The 16,429-nt window shown below is 64.5% G+C and carries 17 protein-coding genes; 2 read left to right on the top strand and 15 right to left on the bottom strand.

All coding sequences use genetic code 11. From position 1 onward, the window contains the following. The first annotated feature begins 70 nt into the window (after positions 1 to 70). Positions 71 to 1,045: a threonine ammonia-lyase gene (locus K0P03_RS28705; RefSeq protein ID WP_050744644.1), complete on the top strand. Its 975-nt coding sequence runs from the start codon at positions 71 to 73 to the stop codon at positions 1,043 to 1,045. Between the two features lie 24 nt (positions 1,046 to 1,069). Here K0P03_RS28705 and K0P03_RS28700 read toward each other — a convergent pair whose 3' ends face one another. Further along, complete coding sequence (locus K0P03_RS28700; RefSeq protein WP_197283989.1) at positions 1,070 to 1,507, bottom strand: acyl-CoA thioesterase; 438 nt, start codon at positions 1,505 to 1,507, stop codon at positions 1,070 to 1,072. Between the two features lie 88 nt (positions 1,508 to 1,595). Here K0P03_RS28700 and K0P03_RS28695 point away from each other — a divergent pair, with 88 nt between their 5' ends. Continuing rightward, positions 1,596 to 2,552: a LysR family transcriptional regulator gene (locus K0P03_RS28695; protein ID WP_082342459.1), complete on the top strand. Its 957-nt coding sequence runs from the start codon at positions 1,596 to 1,598 to the stop codon at positions 2,550 to 2,552. On the opposite strand, the gene K0P03_RS28690 is transcribed toward K0P03_RS28695, so the two are convergent. From K0P03_RS28690 to K0P03_RS28625, 14 genes are all read right to left on the bottom strand, one after another. After that, a complete protein-coding gene (locus tag K0P03_RS28690) occupies positions 2,549 to 3,577 on the bottom strand; it encodes a histone deacetylase family protein (protein ID WP_050744642.1) in 1,029 nt (342 codons plus the stop codon). The genes K0P03_RS28695 and K0P03_RS28690 overlap by 4 nt on opposite strands. Next, complete coding sequence (locus tag K0P03_RS28685; RefSeq protein WP_130514259.1) at positions 3,574 to 4,068, bottom strand: GNAT family N-acetyltransferase; 495 nt, start codon at positions 4,066 to 4,068, stop codon at positions 3,574 to 3,576. Before K0P03_RS28685 ends, K0P03_RS28690 begins: the two co-directional genes overlap by 4 nt. Positions 4,069 to 4,077: 9 nt before the next feature. Then, complete coding sequence (locus K0P03_RS28680) at positions 4,078 to 5,007, bottom strand: 3-keto-5-aminohexanoate cleavage protein (RefSeq protein WP_272791360.1); 930 nt, start codon at positions 5,005 to 5,007, stop codon at positions 4,078 to 4,080. Between the two features lie 9 nt (positions 5,008 to 5,016). Then, on the bottom strand, positions 5,017 to 6,387 hold the full coding sequence (locus tag K0P03_RS28675; protein WP_272791359.1) for an aminotransferase family protein: 1,371 nt from the start codon (positions 6,385 to 6,387) through the stop codon (positions 5,017 to 5,019). Positions 6,388 to 6,432: 45 nt separating this feature from the next. Beyond that, positions 6,433 to 7,197: an amino acid ABC transporter ATP-binding protein gene (locus K0P03_RS28670; RefSeq protein WP_272791358.1), complete on the bottom strand. Its 765-nt coding sequence runs from the start codon at positions 7,195 to 7,197 to the stop codon at positions 6,433 to 6,435. After that, on the bottom strand, positions 7,194 to 7,853 hold the full coding sequence (locus tag K0P03_RS28665; protein ID WP_130514256.1) for an amino acid ABC transporter permease: 660 nt from the start codon (positions 7,851 to 7,853) through the stop codon (positions 7,194 to 7,196). The genes K0P03_RS28670 and K0P03_RS28665 overlap by 4 nt, the downstream gene beginning before the upstream one ends. 2 nt (positions 7,854 to 7,855) lie before the next feature. After that, on the bottom strand, positions 7,856 to 8,506 hold the full coding sequence (locus K0P03_RS28660; RefSeq protein WP_023516440.1) for an amino acid ABC transporter permease: 651 nt from the start codon (positions 8,504 to 8,506) through the stop codon (positions 7,856 to 7,858). Between the two features lie 74 nt (positions 8,507 to 8,580). Then, positions 8,581 to 9,366: an ABC transporter substrate-binding protein gene (locus K0P03_RS28655; RefSeq protein ID WP_130514254.1), complete on the bottom strand. Its 786-nt coding sequence runs from the start codon at positions 9,364 to 9,366 to the stop codon at positions 8,581 to 8,583. A gap of 333 nt (positions 9,367 to 9,699) precedes the next feature. Beyond that, positions 9,700 to 11,796 (bottom strand): xanthine dehydrogenase family protein molybdopterin-binding subunit, encoded by a 2,097-nt coding sequence (locus tag K0P03_RS28650; protein ID WP_272791357.1) that lies wholly within the window; start codon positions 11,794 to 11,796, stop codon positions 9,700 to 9,702. Beyond that, positions 11,796 to 12,272, bottom strand: a complete 477-nt coding sequence (locus tag K0P03_RS28645) for a (2Fe-2S)-binding protein (protein WP_272791356.1) — start codon at positions 12,270 to 12,272, stop codon at positions 11,796 to 11,798. The genes K0P03_RS28650 and K0P03_RS28645 overlap by 1 nt, the downstream gene beginning before the upstream one ends. Further along, complete coding sequence (locus K0P03_RS28640; RefSeq protein ID WP_023516436.1) at positions 12,269 to 13,255, bottom strand: helix-turn-helix transcriptional regulator; 987 nt, start codon at positions 13,253 to 13,255, stop codon at positions 12,269 to 12,271. Before K0P03_RS28640 ends, K0P03_RS28645 begins: the two co-directional genes overlap by 4 nt. Positions 13,256 to 13,303: 48 nt before the next feature. Continuing rightward, complete coding sequence (locus K0P03_RS28635; RefSeq protein WP_272791355.1) at positions 13,304 to 14,254, bottom strand: electron transfer flavoprotein subunit alpha/FixB family protein; 951 nt, start codon at positions 14,252 to 14,254, stop codon at positions 13,304 to 13,306. Further along, the gene (locus K0P03_RS28630) at positions 14,251 to 15,003 is read right to left on the bottom strand and encodes an electron transfer flavoprotein subunit beta/FixA family protein (protein WP_272791354.1); all 753 of its coding nucleotides are present in this window, start codon (positions 15,001 to 15,003) and stop codon (positions 14,251 to 14,253) included. Before K0P03_RS28630 ends, K0P03_RS28635 begins: the two co-directional genes overlap by 4 nt. A 64-nt stretch (positions 15,004 to 15,067) precedes the next feature. Further along, positions 15,068 to 16,312: an acyl-CoA dehydrogenase family protein gene (locus K0P03_RS28625; protein WP_023512142.1), complete on the bottom strand. Its 1,245-nt coding sequence runs from the start codon at positions 16,310 to 16,312 to the stop codon at positions 15,068 to 15,070. Positions 16,313 to 16,429: the final 117 nt, after the last annotated feature.

Raw genomic sequence — 16,429 nt, 5'->3', positions numbered from 1 at the left:
GAACGAGCGTTCTCAACGCCGCGGCGGCCCTCTATGAAACAGGCACCGCATCAGCTGAAGGCTTGCTTCAATGACATCCATCGAAATGATCGTCGCCGCCAGATCCCGCCTGCAGGGCCATGCCCGGCGGACGCCCCTGCTATCCTCTCCCTTCCTGGATGAGATGGCCGGACGACGTGTCTTCGTGAAGGCGGAATGCCTGCAGCACACCGGCTCCTTCAAGTTTCGCGGCGGCTGGTCCGCCCTTTCGGGGCTGGAGCCGGACGTGCGCAAGCGCGGGGTGATCGCCTTCTCGTCGGGAAATCATGCCCAGGGCGTCGCTCTCGCCGCCACGCGGCACGGCGTTCCGTCCGTCATCATCATGCCCTCGGATGCCCCGAGGCTGAAGATCGACAACACCCGCGCCTTCGGGGCAGAGGTCGTTCTCTACGACCGCGACAGGGAAGACCGGGACGCCATCGGTGCGCGGCTTTCCGCGGAGCGCGGCCTGACGCTGATCCGGCCCTTCGACGAGCCGCTGGTCATTGCCGGCCAGGGCACGACGGGCCTGGAAATCGCGGAACAGGCGGAAGAGGAAGGTATAACGGCAGCCGATGTGCTGGTGCCCTGCGGCGGCGGCGGGTTGAGTTCAGGCATCGCCCTCGCGCTCGAGGCCACCGCGCCGGGCTTTACCGTGCGTACCTGCGAACCGGAGAATTTCGATGACACCGCACGCTCGCTGGCGGCCGGAGAGGTCGTGCGGAACGCCACGCTGTCGGGCTCGATCTGCGATGCGATCGTCACCCCGGAGCCCGGCAGGATCACCTTCCCCATTCTGAAGCGTCTCGCCGGGGCCGGCATTGCCGTGACGGAAGAGGAGGTCCTTCGCGCGATGGCACTCGCCTTCAAACGGCTGAAGATCATCGTGGAGCCCGGCGGGGCCGTCGCCCTTGCGGCGGCGCTCTTCCACGGTGCTGCGGTCAAGGGCGATACCGTGATTGCCGTTACCTCCGGCGGCAATGTCGATACGGATCTGTTCACCGCAGCGCTCCAGCGCTTCGGCTGAAGACACGGCCTTCCATCAAGGCCGTCATAGGGCGTCTGTGCTATCCATGTCCGTCTCCAAAAGACCGCGGACGCCGCTCACGATGGTTTCCGGCAGGATGCGCGATTCCCGGCGCGCAAGGTCGAAATAGACGGAGACGGCCAGCAATTCGGCGCAAAGGTGGCCGTCCGCCTTGTCCAGCAGCCTATGACGGGTGGTGAGCGAGGTGCGCCCGACCTTGACGACGGCGCTGCGGATTTCGAACAGGCTGCCGACCGGCAGCTCCCGCCGGAAATCGATCTCGTAGCGGCGGTCCGCCCAGCCCTCCTGCCGCTCGGCGATCCAGGTTGCCGAGTAGCCGGCCGCGGCGATCAGATGCCAGAACGCCTGGTCGAAGGCGGCGATATAATATTGCACGTTCATGTGCCCCATCGCATCGCATTGCGCGGGATAGACGACACCCTGATAGGTGAGAAGCGGCACGGCGGATCTCCTTTGTCCGTTGAAACCTTTGACGCCCGATGGGCACATGCAATAGTCGCGCCCCGAAGCATAATTTCAGGGAATGCACATGGCGCGGCAAAGACGGCGTTTCGTCTGGGAAATCGACTGGAACCTGCTCAGGACCTTCATGGTCATCGTGCAGGAACGCGGCCTGACCGCGGCGGGCGAAAAACTCTCCCTCAAGCAGCCGACCGTCAGCAACGCGCTCAAGCGGCTGGAAACCCATATGGGCTGCCGGCTGGTGGAGCGGAACGCTTCGCACTTCGCCGTCACGCCCGCCGGACAGCGGCTGTTCAGCGAATGCATCGCTCTGTTCGAGATCGTCTCCGGCCTGCCGCAGCACATGGAGGAGCAGCCCGGCGACCTGACCGGTCATATCGAGATCGCGCTGGCGAGCCATGTCGTCTGCCCATTCCTCGACGAGGTGCTGGCCGGTTTTCACACCACATTTCCCCAGGTCACGCTGTCGCTCTCCGTCGCCTCCAGCCAGGAAGTGACGACGGCGGTGCTCAACCGGGACGCCGGCTTCGGCATCTGCCTGATGCAGGAGCGGCATCCGAAACTCGAATATGACGTGCTCTACCGGGAGAGTTTCGGTTATTTCTGCGGCGCGCGGCATCCGCTGTTCGGCGTCAAGAACCTGCCGTTGCAGGCGCTGCGCCAGGAGCCCTACGTCTCCTTCAAGACGGACCAGATGTCCGGCGCGCTCTGGCCCGTCGCGCTCCTGCGCCAGCAGGAAGGGTTCGAGGGCCAGACCGTCGGCACCTCCTCGCATCTGGAAGAGGTCAAGCGGCTCATCATCGCCGGATTCGGCTTCGGTCCTCTGCCGATCCATGTGGTGGAGGAAGATGTGCGCGTCGGCCGCCTCTGGCGCCTGCCGCCCTATCAGGACCCGCCAGTCATCGACGTTCACCTCGTCTATGACGGCGCGGCCCGCCGCAGCCGGGCCGAGACGATCCTGCTTGCCGAACTGCGCCAGGCGATCGCCACGATACCCTTCGCGCAACGAACCTATCCCGCCTAACCGTTCTTCGTACCCAAACCGGTGAGAAAGGCCGTCAGGTTGTCGCCAAGGGCGTCGCAGAGATAGCCGCCCTCCTGTACGACGACGGTCGGCAGATGCAGCGCCCCGATTGCCTCCGCGATGCGCGCAAAACCCGGCGTCGAGACCGAGAGGCCACCGAACGGATCCTTTTCGAAGGCATCGAGACCGAGCGCCACGACAAGCGCATCCGGCGCGAAGGCCCCGATGCGGCGGATGGCGGCGGCCAGCGCCTCCAGATAGACGTCGTCGCCGGACTTGCGCGGCAGCGGCAGGTTGAAATTGTAGCCGAGACCTAGCCCTTCGCCCCGCTCGTCGGCATGCCCCCAGAAGAAGGGGTAGAAACGCACCGGATCGGCGTGGATCGAGACCGTCAGCACGTCGGCGCGCTCGTAGAACATGCCCTGCGTGCCGTTGCCGTGGTGCAGGTCCACGTCGAGGATGGCGACGCGTTTAGCTTGCCGCAGCAGGTGCTGCGCGGCGATGCCGGAATTGTTGAAGAAACAGAATCCGCCGGCGACATCCCGGAAGGCGTGGTGGCCCGGCGGGCGGCAGAGGGCGTAGGACCATCTCTCGCCGGCCATCACCGCTTCGGCGGCGGAAACGGCCGTAGACGCACTCCAGCGCGCACTCTCGAAGGTGTGTTCGGAGATCGGGCAGGACGTATCGGCCATGTGATAGCCGGCCTGCCCGACCGCTGAGGCGGGATAGCTGCCCGTGCGGGCGATCGGGTGAATGTTGGGGATGACCTCCGCGGAAGCCCCCTCGATCCGCTGCCAGCGCTCGTAGATGCGGCTCAGGAAGTCGATATATTCCGGCGTGTGCACAGCAGAAACGGGTGCGAGGCCATGATCCCCAGGCCGCACGATCTCCGTGCCTGCCGCCCGCGCGCCGGCGAGCAGGCGCTCGACGCGTTCCGGTTGCTCCGGGTTCGGCTGCGGCGCGCCGCTGGAGAGGAAGAAGCTCGGATCGTGGCGTTTCTGTTCTTCCGCAAAAAAGGTCTTCATGGATCTCCCTCACCGGCGAAATTGTCGAAATCCGCGCCCTTGATCATGTGGATCTGCTCGCTGCGGGAATGGCGGATCCCGAGGCGATCGTAGACGGCCTGCGCACGCACATTGTCCACGTCGACCGACAGGCGCATGTAGCGCGCACCGTGCGCCCGGCCATTCTGCGCGGTGGCGCGCAGAAGCCGTTCGCCGATCCGCCGTCCGCGAAAGGCATCCGCGACGAAGAGGTCCTGCACATAGAGGCCGGGCTCGCCCATCCAGGTGGAAAAGCTCGGGAAGCTCAGGCACAGGCCGGCGAACGTCGTCCCCACCTCGGCGATCAGCACCTCGAAGGCCGGCGCCTCGCCGAAACCGTGGCGGCACACGTCCTCGACCGTCGAGACGAACTTCGTCTCCGCGCCCATGTCGATGGCCATGGTCCTCAGCGCCGCGTGGATGGTCGCAGCGTCATCGGCGACGGCGAACCGGATCGTGATGTCGTCCTGCATGTTTTCTCCTCAGAATGCGACGCGGTCGCCACCCTTGAGACCGAGTATGGCGCGCGCCTCGTCGGGCGTTGCGACCTCCAGCGAAAGACCTTCGAGGATCGCGCGGATGCGTCGTACCTGATCCGCGTTCGAGGTCGCAAGCGCACGGCCATCGAAAAGACTGTCCTCCAGGCCGACGCGCACGCTGCCGCCCATGGTCGCCGCCATCGTTATCATCGGCATCTGCCTGCGCCCGGCGGCGAGCACCGAGAAACGGTAGTCATCGCCGAACAGCTTGTCGGCGATACGCTTCATATGGACGAGGTTTTCCGGATCCGCGCCGATACCGCCGAGCACGCCGAAGACGAACTGCATGAAGGGTGTGCCGGGGATGAGCCCGCGATCGCGGAAATGGGCGAGCGTGTAGAGATGCCCGACATCGTAGCATTCGAACTCGAAGCGCGTGCCGCACCCCTCCCCGAGACGTTTGAGGACCGTCTCGATATCGGCGAAAGTGTTACGGAAGATCGTGCCGCGCGTCGCTTCCAGAAGCGCGGGCTCCCAGGCGTGTTTCCACTCCCGCGGCCGGTCGAGCATCGGGAAGAGGCCGAAATTCATCGAGCCCATGTTGAGCGAGCACATCTCCGGCTCGGCGGCGAGCGCTGCAGCCAACCGGTCCTCCAGCGCCATGACGGAGGAACCGCCGGTGGTGATGTTGATGACCGCATCGCTCGCCTGCTTGATGACCGGCAGGAAGCGCATGAAGACCTTGGGATCGGCCGTCGGACGGCCGTCATCCGGGTCGCGGGCGTGCAGGTGCAGGATCGATGCTCCCGCTTCTGCGGCTGCGATGGCTTCGGCGGCGATGTCCTCCGGCCTGTAGGGCAGATGCGGCGACATGGACGGCGTGTGTACCGACCCCGTCACCGCGCAGGTGATGATGACCTTGTCCGATTTCATGACCGGCTCCTACTTCGTGACTGGCAGCGAAAGCTCGCCGGCAAGTTGCGCCAGCGTCGCATCGAGGATCGTCACAATCTCGCCGACCTGCGCCTCGGTGGTGATCATCGGCGGGCAGACGAGGAAATGATCGCCCTCGACGCCGCCGCGCGTGCGGCGCGAATAGATGATGAGGCCGCGCTCATAGGCAATGTCGACGACGCGCTGATGCGCATCGAGCGCCTTGGGCAGCGGTGTCATGGTCGCACGGTCGGACACGAATTCGGCGGCGAGCAGCAGGCCCTTGCCGCGCACGTCGCCGATGAACGGGTAACGTTCGGCAAGACCCTCCAGCTCGGCCTTGAGAAGAGCGCCGATGCGGGTGGCGTTGCCGAGCAGATCCTGCCGCTCGATCTCGTCGAGCACGGCAAGCCCCGCCGCGCAGGCGAGCGGATTGCCGGCATAGGTGTAGCCATGGGCAAAACCGCCGCGATCAAGCACCGGCTTCACCAGCTTCGAATGGGCGATCATCGCACCGAGCGGGCAATAGCCGGCCCCTAGTCCCTTGGAAAGCGCGACGATGTCCGGCCGGCAGTTCCAGTGGTCACCACCGAGATAGCGGCCGGTACGGCCGGCTCCGCTCATCACTTCGTCGTGGATCAGGAGGATGCCGTACTTGTCGCAGATCTCGCGGATGCGCGGATAATAGCTGTCGGGCGCGACGAGCGCGCCGGTGGAAGCACCGCCGATCGGCTCCATGATGAAGGCGAGAACGCTTTCCGCCCCCTCCTCGAGGATCTTTTCCTCTAGCATGTCCGCATAACGGATGCCGCGCTCCTCCATGGAAAAGTTGTCGCGGTCGAGATAGGCGGTCGGTGCCTTGATGTGCGGCATGTCGCGCAGCATCGGCAGGAAGGGTTTCTTCAGCGCATCATAGCCGGTGACGGCGAGCGCACCGAGGGTCGAGCCGTGATAGGAAGGGAAGCGCGAGATGACTTTCCAGCGCTCCGGCTGGTCGGTGGCGAGCGCCCATTGCCGGGCGAGCTTCAGGCAGGATTCCACCGCCTCCGAGCCGCCGGAGACGAAGAACACCCGATCGAGCCCCTCGGGCATGTAACCGGAAAGGCGCCGCGCCAGATCTTCCGCCGGCTGGTTCTCGAAATGCAGGCGGTAGGCAAAGGTCGCCTTGTCCATCTGCCGCTTCATGGCATCGAGCACGTTGCGGTTGGAATGGCCGATATTGACGACCATTGCGCCGCTCGAGCCGTCGATGACCTTTCGGCCGTGTTCATCCCAGATGTAGATGCCCTCCGCCCGGTCGGCGAGCGGCCGACGCATGCGGGATTGGTAGAAGAGGTGGGAGGCCGGGCGTTCGCCGGATGCATTCTGATGCTGGCTCATGATCGATCCATGAAAGAAGGAAGCGGTTTCAGCGGCCGGAAAACTCTAGCCGCCCAGGAATTTCTTCAGGAAGCTGCGGGTGCGCTCCTGCTTCGGATTGCGGAAGAGCTCGGCCGGGCTGCCCTCCTCCACGACCGCGCCATCGGCCATAAAGATCACCCGGTCGGCGACTTCGGCGGCAAAACGCATCTCGTGGGTGACGATCACCATGGTCATGTGCTCGCTCGCCAGCTGCTTCATGACGAGGTTGACCTCGTCCACCAGTTCCGGATCGAGCGCCGAGGTCGCTTCGTCGAACAGCATGACCTTCGGCTGCATGGCAAGCGCCCGGGCAATCGCCACACGCTGTTTCTGCCCGCCCGAGAGGCGTGCCGGAAAGGCATCGATCTTGTCGGCAAGGCCGACCTTGTCGAGCATCTTCAGAGCAAGCGCCCTCGCCTCCGCTTTCGCCATGCCCTTCAGCTTGGTCGGGGCGATGGTGATGTTCTCCGCAACGCTCAGATGCGGGAACAGATTGAAGTGCTGGAAAACCATGCCCATCTGCTGGCGCACATTGTTGATGTGGCGTTCGAAGGAACGGCGATCAAGCTTTTGATTTACCTGAATACCATCAAGCCAGACCTCGCCGCCATCGAGCGTTTCGAGATGGTTGATCGAGCGCAGCAGCGTGCTCTTGCCCGAACCACTCGGGCCGATGACAGCGACGATCTGGCCGCGCGCCACGCTGAAATCGATGCCCTTCAGCACCTCCAGCGGCCCGAAGAATTTTTGGGCGCCGCGCACCTCGATCATCGGACGGGTATCGTTCATCGCGAAAGCTCCACTTTCCGTTCGATCCCGCGCAGGACCGCTTCGAGGATGAGATTGAGGCCGTAGTAGAGGGCGGCGGCCGTCAGGTAGAATTCGAAGGGCCGATAGGTCTCGCTGATGACGAGCTGGGCGCTGTGCACCAGTTCGGCGATACCGATCATCGAGACGATCGACGACTCCTTCAAGAGCGCGATCATCATGTTGCCGACCGCCGGCACCGTGTTGCGCACCGCCTGCGGCACGACGATGTAGATCCGCGTCCGCCAGGCCCCGAAGCCGAGCGAGCGCGCCGCCTCCGTCTGCCCCTTGTCGAGGGATACGATGCCGGCGCGAAAGATGTCGGCATTGTAGACGGCGAAATGCAGGCTGAGAGCGATGATGCCCGACCAGATGGCGGGAATGTCGATGCCGATCTGGACGAGGCCGAAATAGATGAGGAAGAGCTGCAACAGCAGCGGCGTCCCCATGAAGAGCCACATGAAGAGACGCACGGGATAACGAACGACCGGCGTGGCATAGAGCACGAGAAGGGCGAAGCCGATGCCGGCGAGAACGCTGAGCACGGCGGAGGCGGTGGAGATGACGACGGTCCACCACAGGCCCTTGCCGATCAGCGGCCAATATTCAGGAACGATACTGAAATCGAGACCCTGCATCTTCACGCCTCCCCGGCATAGGCGCGGTCGAGACGGTCGATGACGAGCGTCAGGCCGTAGACCATGATCATGTAGAGCACCGCCGTCACCGCGAAGATCTCAAAGGGTTTGTAGGTGGAGCCGATGAAGCGTTGCGCCGTGTAGGTGAGTTCCACCACCGAGATGGTGGCGACGAGCGCCGTGCCCTTGACCAGCGCCACGGCATTGACGCCAAGCGGGCGGATCATCAGCTTGGCGGCCTGCGGCAACACGATCCAGCGCATGGACTGCCCTTCGCCGAAACCCAGCGAGCGTGCCGCCTCCATCTGTCCCCGATCGACCGACAGCACGCCGCCGCGGATCGATTCCGCCATGTAGGCTGCGATGTTGAGCCCGAGCGCAATCGCGCCTGCCGCGAAAGGTTCAAGCTGGATACCGACCTGGGGCCCGCCGAAATAGAGCAAAAAGATCTGGATGAGCGCCGGCGTGCCCCTGAACACGCTGACATAGGCCGCACCGACGAAACGCAATGCCGCGACATGCGAGAGGCGGAGCATCGCGATCAGCGCCGCCACCGTAAGCCCGATGGCAAGCGACAGCAGGGAAAGCTCGACGGTCGTCCAGGCCGCCTGGACGAAGACTGGGACAATGCGGCCGATGAGAGCGATATCCATTGCCGGATCCTCGGCGATCGGTCAGCCGGCCGGCAGTTTCCCGCCGGGCCGGCCCTGTGACGGGCAGAAAGAGGTCAGCGGATGTCCGAGCCGATCCACTTCATGGCGATGGCCTCATAGGTACCGTCGGCCATCATGTCGTCCAGCGCCTTCTGCATGGCGGCCTTCAGCTCCGGATTGCCCTTGCGGATGGCGATGCCGATCCTATCCTCGGTACCGGCAAACTCGGGCACGTCGAGCTTGACGACCTTGTCGCCCGTCTGCTTGACCGCGATCGATACCGGCACCGCATCGACGATCATCGCCTGAATGCGGCCGGCCTTGAGTTCGAGGAAGAGCTCCGGCAGCCCCTTATAGGTGCGGATTTCCCAGCCGCCGCGCTCGCGTGCCCATTTCTCGTGGGTTTCGCCGAGCGTCACGCCGATCGTCTTGTCCTTGAGATCGTCGATCGACTTGATCTCGGACCCGTCCGAAACGAAGACGCCGCGCCCCGACTTGTAGTAGGGGCCGACGAAATCGACAGCCTTCTCGCGCTCCGGGGTAATGGTCATGCTGCCGATGATGGTGTCGTATTTACCGGCAAGCAGGCCGGCGATGATGCCGTCCCAGGCGGTGCTGACGCCGGCACCCTTCACGCCGAGGCGCTTGGCGATCTCGTTGCCGATATCGACGTCGAAGCCAACGGTCTGGTTGCTGTCGTCAACGAAGCTGAAGGGCGGATAGGCGCCACTGTTGGCGAACTTGAACTCTCCCGCGGCCTTGATGGTCTCGAGGTCGTCGGCACGCGCGGCGAGCGGCGCTCCGAGGACGGAGAAGGCAAGGCCTGCGGCCACGGCATAGGACAGAATGGACTTCAACATGATTGTTCCCCTTGTTGGTGCAGGATCACCGCCGGAGCAATGACGCCCTTGGGGGACGATATGTCGCCAAGCCCATGCATTTCGCAAATAGATATATGAAATGCAGTTCATAGCCTCAGGGAATGAGGTACTTGATGCCTGCCTATCGCCCACTGTGCTTCCTTCAAGCGCCACCGGCGGCAGATCCGAGTTGGTTTGCTCGGGCCGGATCACCATGACAAGCTCCTGGGCCGGATCGGCGGTGAAACTGCCGAACTCCGCGCCTTCGCACGCTCTTCGCCTGATCAACTCGCTTTGCAGGATTCTGGAAAACTGGAACGCATCGGCTGGCGGTCAGGCATTCATAAGCGCCTCGATCAGTCGGTCCCGCGTCAGCGGCAGGTCGCGCATCCTCAGCCCGAGCGCGCGGGACGCCGCGTTTCCGATGGCCGCGGCCACCGGCCCCTGTGCGGCCTCGCCCGCGCCGAGCGGCGGGTGCATCGGATCGATGATGAACCGCGTCTCGATCTCCGGAATTTCCGAGAATTTCAGGATCGGATAGGCATTCCAGTCCAAGGCCGGCACCCGGTCGCCCTCAACCTTGACCTCTTCCTTGAGGGTCCAGCTCGCCGCCTGGATCGCGCCGCCCTCGATCTGGCTGCGCGCGCCCTCCGGGTTGATCACAAACCCCACATCGGCGCAAAGCCACAACCGCTCCAGCCTGATCTCCTCTTCCACCGAGACCTCGGCAACCGCGGCAAGCCAGGCGCCCTTGTTCTTGTAGCGGGCGGCGGCAATCCCAAGCGACCGCCCCTCACTGGCCCCGTGGCTGCCGGGCCAACCGCTCATTTCGGCCGCCCCTTCGAGCACGGCGCGACAGCGCTCGTCGCTGAGATGGCGAAGCCGAAAATCCAGCGGGTCGGCACCGGCGAGATCCGCCAGTTCGTCCATCGCCGATTCGATGGCAAAGACGTTGAGATGGGCGCCGAGCGAACGCAGCGAAGAGGTACGGATACGGCTGCGCGTATCGAGCCGGACCGTCACGGTCTGGCCCGGGAAATCATAGATCGCCACGGCATTGCGCGCGGCACCGCCACCGGCAGCGGCGGGAAGGTCCGCAACCTTGCCCGGCAAATGGGCGCTGTCGAGCGCCTCAGCCGAACTGAGATTGACATGGCCGCCGAAGCCCGGGCGCTGGGCATGCGGTTCGCTCACCACCGAGAGGTTCCAGGACGTCACCCTGCCGGCGGCATCGATCTCCGCGTCGACGGCCGCGGACATGGCAGCCCCCAACGGACCGCGTCCGAGCTCGTCCTCCCGTGACCACTGGATACGCACCGGCCGGCCCGGCCGTTCCAGTGCGATGATGGCCGCATCGAGCGCGGCGTCGTCGGCACCGTTGTGACCGTAGCAGCCGGAGCCGTGCGCATGGACGACCCGAACCGCCCGTAGCGCGAGCCCGAGGCATCTGGCTATCTGCGCGCGAAGCGGAAAAATACCCTGCGAATGGCTCCACACCGTCAGCCGGCCGGCATCGAACAGGGCAAGGGCACAGGACGGGCCGATCGATGCATGCGCCACACGTGCCCGCGAGTATCGTTCGTCAAGCCTCGCCGCCCCGCGAGAAGACGGGGCCGATCCAAGCCGGGTGACAACCTCCCCGGCGGTTTCCGCCGGCCGCCAGCGGCCGGGCACCTCTTCCCATGTGGTGAACCTGCTCGCATCGGCATGTGCGGCATGAACACCATATTCGTCCGGTCCGATGAGGGCGAAAAAGTCGTTCCTTCGCAGAACCGCGATGCCGGGATAGCGGCGCTGCAGCCATGCCTCATCGACATCGGCGAGGCGAGCGAGCCGGAACGGTTGCCGGATGACCCTGGCATGCAGCAGCCCCGGCAGGGAAAGATCATGGATGAAACCGGCACCACCGCGCTTTGCCGCCATATCGATGCGCGCGTGGTCGGCGCCCACAGCGCAGCACGCGGCAATGGGCTGGACAGGCACATTGCCACTGACGGGCTGCTTCCAATCAACCAGGGCGGCGACCGACCAGAAATCGAGGCCCGTCGGTGCACCCTCGAGAAGCACGACACCATCGTGACACGAGAGACGGGCGGCATCCGCACCAAGGCGGGCGGCGGCGGCATCGATCAGCGTTGCACGCGCCTGCGCCATGGCGATGCGGATGGAGGCGCCCGAGACCTCGACGGACTGGCTGCCGGCGGTGATGCCCTCGTCCGGCGAGCAATCGGTATCGCACGGGGCCAACCTCACCAGCCTTGGATGGAGACCCAGTTCATCGGCGGCAATCTGCGCAAGCGCCGTGAGGATGCCCTGGCCGAGTTCGACCTTGCCCGAGCGGATGGCAACAACGCCCGGCTCATCGAAGGAGACCCAGCGACCCAGTTCGGGATTGTCCTGGAGGCTTTTGGGAAGCGCGTTGTCCGCCATCACACCGCCTCGCCGAGACGGGCCACGGCACGCTCCGCCGCGCGCAGGATACTGCCATGCGCTCCGCAGCGGCACAGGTGCTTGTCGAGCGCCGCGAGGATCATGTCCCGGCTCGGCCGGCGCTCCGTTTTGAGCAGCGCATGGAGACGCATCAGGATGCCGGAGATGCAGTATCCGCACTGGCCGGCCTGTTCCACCTCGAAGGATGTGAGCAGGATCGCGCCGACACGGTCGTTCGCCAATCCCTCGGGCGTCGTCACGTCAGCCCCGGCGAGGGCAGAAACAGGCAGCGTGCAGGAATAGCGGGCCTGCCCGTCAATGCTGAGCACGCATGCCCCGCACTGCTCCAGGCCACAGCCGAAATGGGTCGCCTTGAGATCGAGCTGGTTGCGCAGCACGAAGAGAAATGGCGCCTCACCGGTTTCATCAATCTGCGCCGGCGATCCGTTGAGTCGGAAGGAGACGGGCGCGCTCATGGTTTGCGCTCCGCAGTCGCGGCGCGGTCTTCCTTCGCCCGCTTCAGCCGGTAGGCCGTCGGCGTCATCCCCGCCGAACTCTTGAACGCCCGAAGGAAATACTTCTCGTCGTTGTACCCGACGCGGTAGGCGATCTGACCGATCGTATCGTCGGTGAGGACCAGACGCTCCCGGGCGTCCTCGATCCGCATTTCGCGGATCAGCACCTGGAAACTGGTGCCGGTATACTGGCGGATCAGAGCGCACAGCCGGCTCTTGGAGAGACGTGCGGCGGCCGCCGCTTCATCGAGGCTCGGGCCACGTGTATAGTTTTCGCCTATGAACTCGGCGATGCGGCGCATGTGCCCGCTGTCGCGACCGACCACCGGCAGCGTCCTCGACAGTTCGGCGAATTCGGCCTCGTGATCCTGGCACAGCGTGGCAAGCATCAGCGTCAGCTCAGCACGCACAATCTCCGCTGCCCCGATGCGCTCGGACCCGTGCTGGTCGATCATCGACCTGATTGCGCGCTCCGCTCGTTCGCTCTGTGCGGTATCGAGATCGAAGTTCACATGGTTCTGCCACGCAAAGGGAGTCAGCTCCGGCGCCAGCCGCACCAGCTCCGCCACGGGGTAGGAGCGCGTGATGTTGGGGCGCAGGAAATCTAGATCGAAATAGGCAACGACACACCGCGTCGCATAGTCGAAACGGATCTGGTGCGGCACCATCGGTGCGATGAAGTAGATGGAACCGGCTCTGGGCTTGTGCGACGTCAGGCCGATCCGGATCGCCGGCGCATCCGACAGGAAGTAAAGAATCTGAAAATAATCGTGCTTGTGGGCGGGGTAGAGCCGCTGGGTGTTCTCCACGAGCCTGATGTGGAAACGCGGGCTGCCGGATCGATCGAGCGCATAGGAACGGAAGGGGGCGACCTCGCCCCGATCCTGCCGATCGTCGTCCGGGTCCACTTGCGGTGGCTCCGTCCTGCCGCTTCCCTTGGCCATGTGCGCTCCTGTCCTGCGATCCTCTCAAGAAACGTGGTCTCCGGTCGCCTAGGTTTTTGCACCCTCGGCAACCGCGGCATGAAACTCCGGCACGGCTTCGAACAGATCCGCGACCAGACCGTAGTCGGCAACCTGGAAGATCGGCGCGTCCGGGTCCTTGTTGATCGCAACGATCACCCTGGAATCCTTCATGCCGGCGAGGTGCTGGATTGCACCGGAAATGCCGCAGGCAATGTAGAGGTCGGGCGCGATGATTTTGCCCGTCTGCCCGACCTGGAGATCGTTCGAGACATAGCCGGCATCGACGGCCGCGCGGCTCGCGCCGATCGCCGCCCCCAGCGCATCGGCCAGCGGGGCCAGCACCGTTTCGAAGTTTTCAGCGGACGCCAACGCCCGCCCGCCCGACACAACGGTCCGCGCGCCCGCCAGTTCCGGGCGCTCGGATCGCGACAGTTCGCTTCGGACGAACGACGACCGCCCCGGATTTGCCGGAATGGCAACGGCTTCGATCGGTGCCGCCGCAGTTGCAATGGATGCAGCAGGAAAGGACGAGGCGCGAACGGTCAGCACCGTCTTCGCGTCCGTGGAGCGAACGGTCTGGATGACGTTGCCCGCATAGATCGGGCGCTGGAACAGGTCCGGCCCGTCGACCGCAATGACGTCGGATATCTGCATCACGTCGAGCAGCGCAGCGACGCGCGGCAGGATGTTCTTGCCGCTGGTGGTTGAGGGGGCGAGGATGGCGTCATAGCCGGCGGCGAGACCGACGATCAGCGCTGCCACCGGCTCGGCAAGCCGGTTCGACAGGGCAGCGTGGTCCGCGACGAGCACCCTGGCGACGCCAGTCAACCGGGCCGCTGCTTCGGCGGCCGCGCCGCACCCCTCACCTGCGACCAGGACGTGGACATCGCCCCCCATTCTTCCCGCGGCGGAGACCGCCTTGCCGGTCGCTTCGTCAAGCAGCGTGTCGTGATGCTCTGCAAGTACGAGAATGGTCATGCGAGAACTCCTGCTTCCGTGCGCAAGCGCGCAACAAGTTCACCCACCGATCCAACCTTGATGCCGGCCTTGCGGGTTGCCGGCTCGTGGACCCGCACGACCGTCAGGCGCGGCTCCATCGCCACACCATAATCCGCAGGCGTGCGTTCATCGATCGGCTTTTTCTTGGCTTTCATGATGTTGGGCAGCGAGGCGTAGCGCGGCTCGTTCAGCCGGAGATCGGCGGTGACGAGCGCCGGCAGAGGCAGATTGACCGTCTGCAGGCCGCCATCGACCTCGCGGGTGACCTCGATGGTCCCGTCGCCGACGACGATCTTCGAGGCAAATGTCCCCTGCCCCCATCCCAGCAATGCCGACAGCATCTGGCCGGTCTGGTTGGCGTCGTCGTCGATCGCCTGCTTGCCGGTGATGATGATATCCGGCTGTTCGGCCTCCACGACGCCTTTCAGGATCTTGGCGACGGCGAGCGGTTCGACCACCGCCTCCGTGCGGATCAGGAGGCCGCGATCCGCGCCCATCGCGAGGGCCGTGCGCAGCGTTTCGGCTGATTTTTCCGATCCGATCGACACGACGACGACGTCGCTCGCCTGACCCGCCTCCTTCAACCGGACCGCCTCCTCGACGGCAATCTCATCGAACGGGTTCATCGTCATCTTGACATTCGCAAGGTCGACGCCCGAGCCGTCCGCCAGGGCACGCACCTTCACGTTGGGATCGGCGACCCGCTTTACGGCAACCAGTATCTTCATCTCCGTTCCTCCTTTGACAGGCGCTGGGGCAGGCGAACCGTCCTGTCCCCTCGCCCGCTTCGCTTCAGGTTTCCGGGCCGGCATATTTGCCGGCGGTGGCGGGGAACATGTTCTTGATGATCTTCATGCGGCTGACATCCACCGTCGCATCCATGTGCAGGAAGATCGCCGCATCGCGGAACAGCTTTTCAATGCCGAATTCCAGCATGGCACCGTTGCCGCCATGAAGCTCCAGCGCATGGGTCGCGACTTTCATGATCTCCTCCGAAGCATAGACCTTGGCCATGTTGCAGAGAACGTCGGCATCGGGATGCGCCTCGTCCACCGCCTTCGACGCCCGCTCGACCAGTGACCGGACGGCTTCGATGCGCGTTGCCATGTCGGCAAGCCGCAACGCCACGGCCTGGTGTTTGATGAGGATGCGCCCACCCTGGACGTAGTTCTGGACATAGTCCGCCGTGCGCTCGAAACAGGCAACGCCGACCCCAAGGTTCTTGGCGGCCTGGATGATCTTGCCGGCACGGAAATACTGGCCGGCAGAGGCCAGCGCCGTGCTCTTGACGAGCAGATGGTCAGCCGGAATGCGGCAATCCTCGAAAACCAGCTCGCCGTTGTTCATGAACCGGCAGCCCATGGTTTCGTTGCACTTGGTGACGGTCAGGCCCGGCGTTTCGCGGGGAACCAGGAAGCTCGATGTGCCCTGCAGCATGCCGACGGAGGGATCGGTGTTGGCATAGACGACATAGAGACTGGCGTCGAAACCGTTCGAGATGAACTGCTTGCGACCGTTGATGACCCAGTGGTCACCGTCCAGCACCGCCTTGGTGTGCATCGAGGCTTCCGGCACATTGTAGGGCAGCCAGCGGTCGGAGGCGCCCCTCGGTTCGGTGAGGCAGTGCGCCAGAAGGAACTTCGGATCCTCCAGCAGGCGTGGAAACCACTTCTCCTGCAGGTGCTTGGCAGCGAATTGTCGGATGACGATCGAGACCTTCCAGTTCTGCACCAGCTTGTCGGCGAGGCCGGAATCGCCGCGGGCGATTTCCTCGGAGATCAGGGCGAAGGTCCGTACCTCGGTCTCCCGCTCAAGATCGATGCCGCCGAACGCCTCCGGCACGCCAAGGGTACGGATGCCGATCGCCTCGGCGCCTTCGAGGATCGCGCCCGGCAACCGTTCGCCGGGACTCATGTCCCATTCGCGTTGCCAGTTCGACCGGATGAAGGGCGTCACCACATCGTCGACAAACGATCGGCAGCTGTCGCGCATCAGGCGCTGTTCCTGGGACAAGATCCCGTCATCGGCGTGTATCATCGTCGCTCCCCTTGAGTGCTAAGCGGTCGGCTGCTTGGTCTTCCGCTGTGCCTCAATTGGTATCAGCACCTTGGATACCTGATCAGGCGGTGGTGTCCGCTTGTGGTGGACAATCGT

The organism is Shinella sp. HY16, assembly GCF_028534175.1.
Taxonomy (GTDB): domain Bacteria; phylum Pseudomonadota; class Alphaproteobacteria; order Rhizobiales; family Rhizobiaceae; genus Shinella.
Note: the sequence above shows the minus strand (reverse complement) of the source record. Positions and strands in the feature narration are given on the sequence as shown.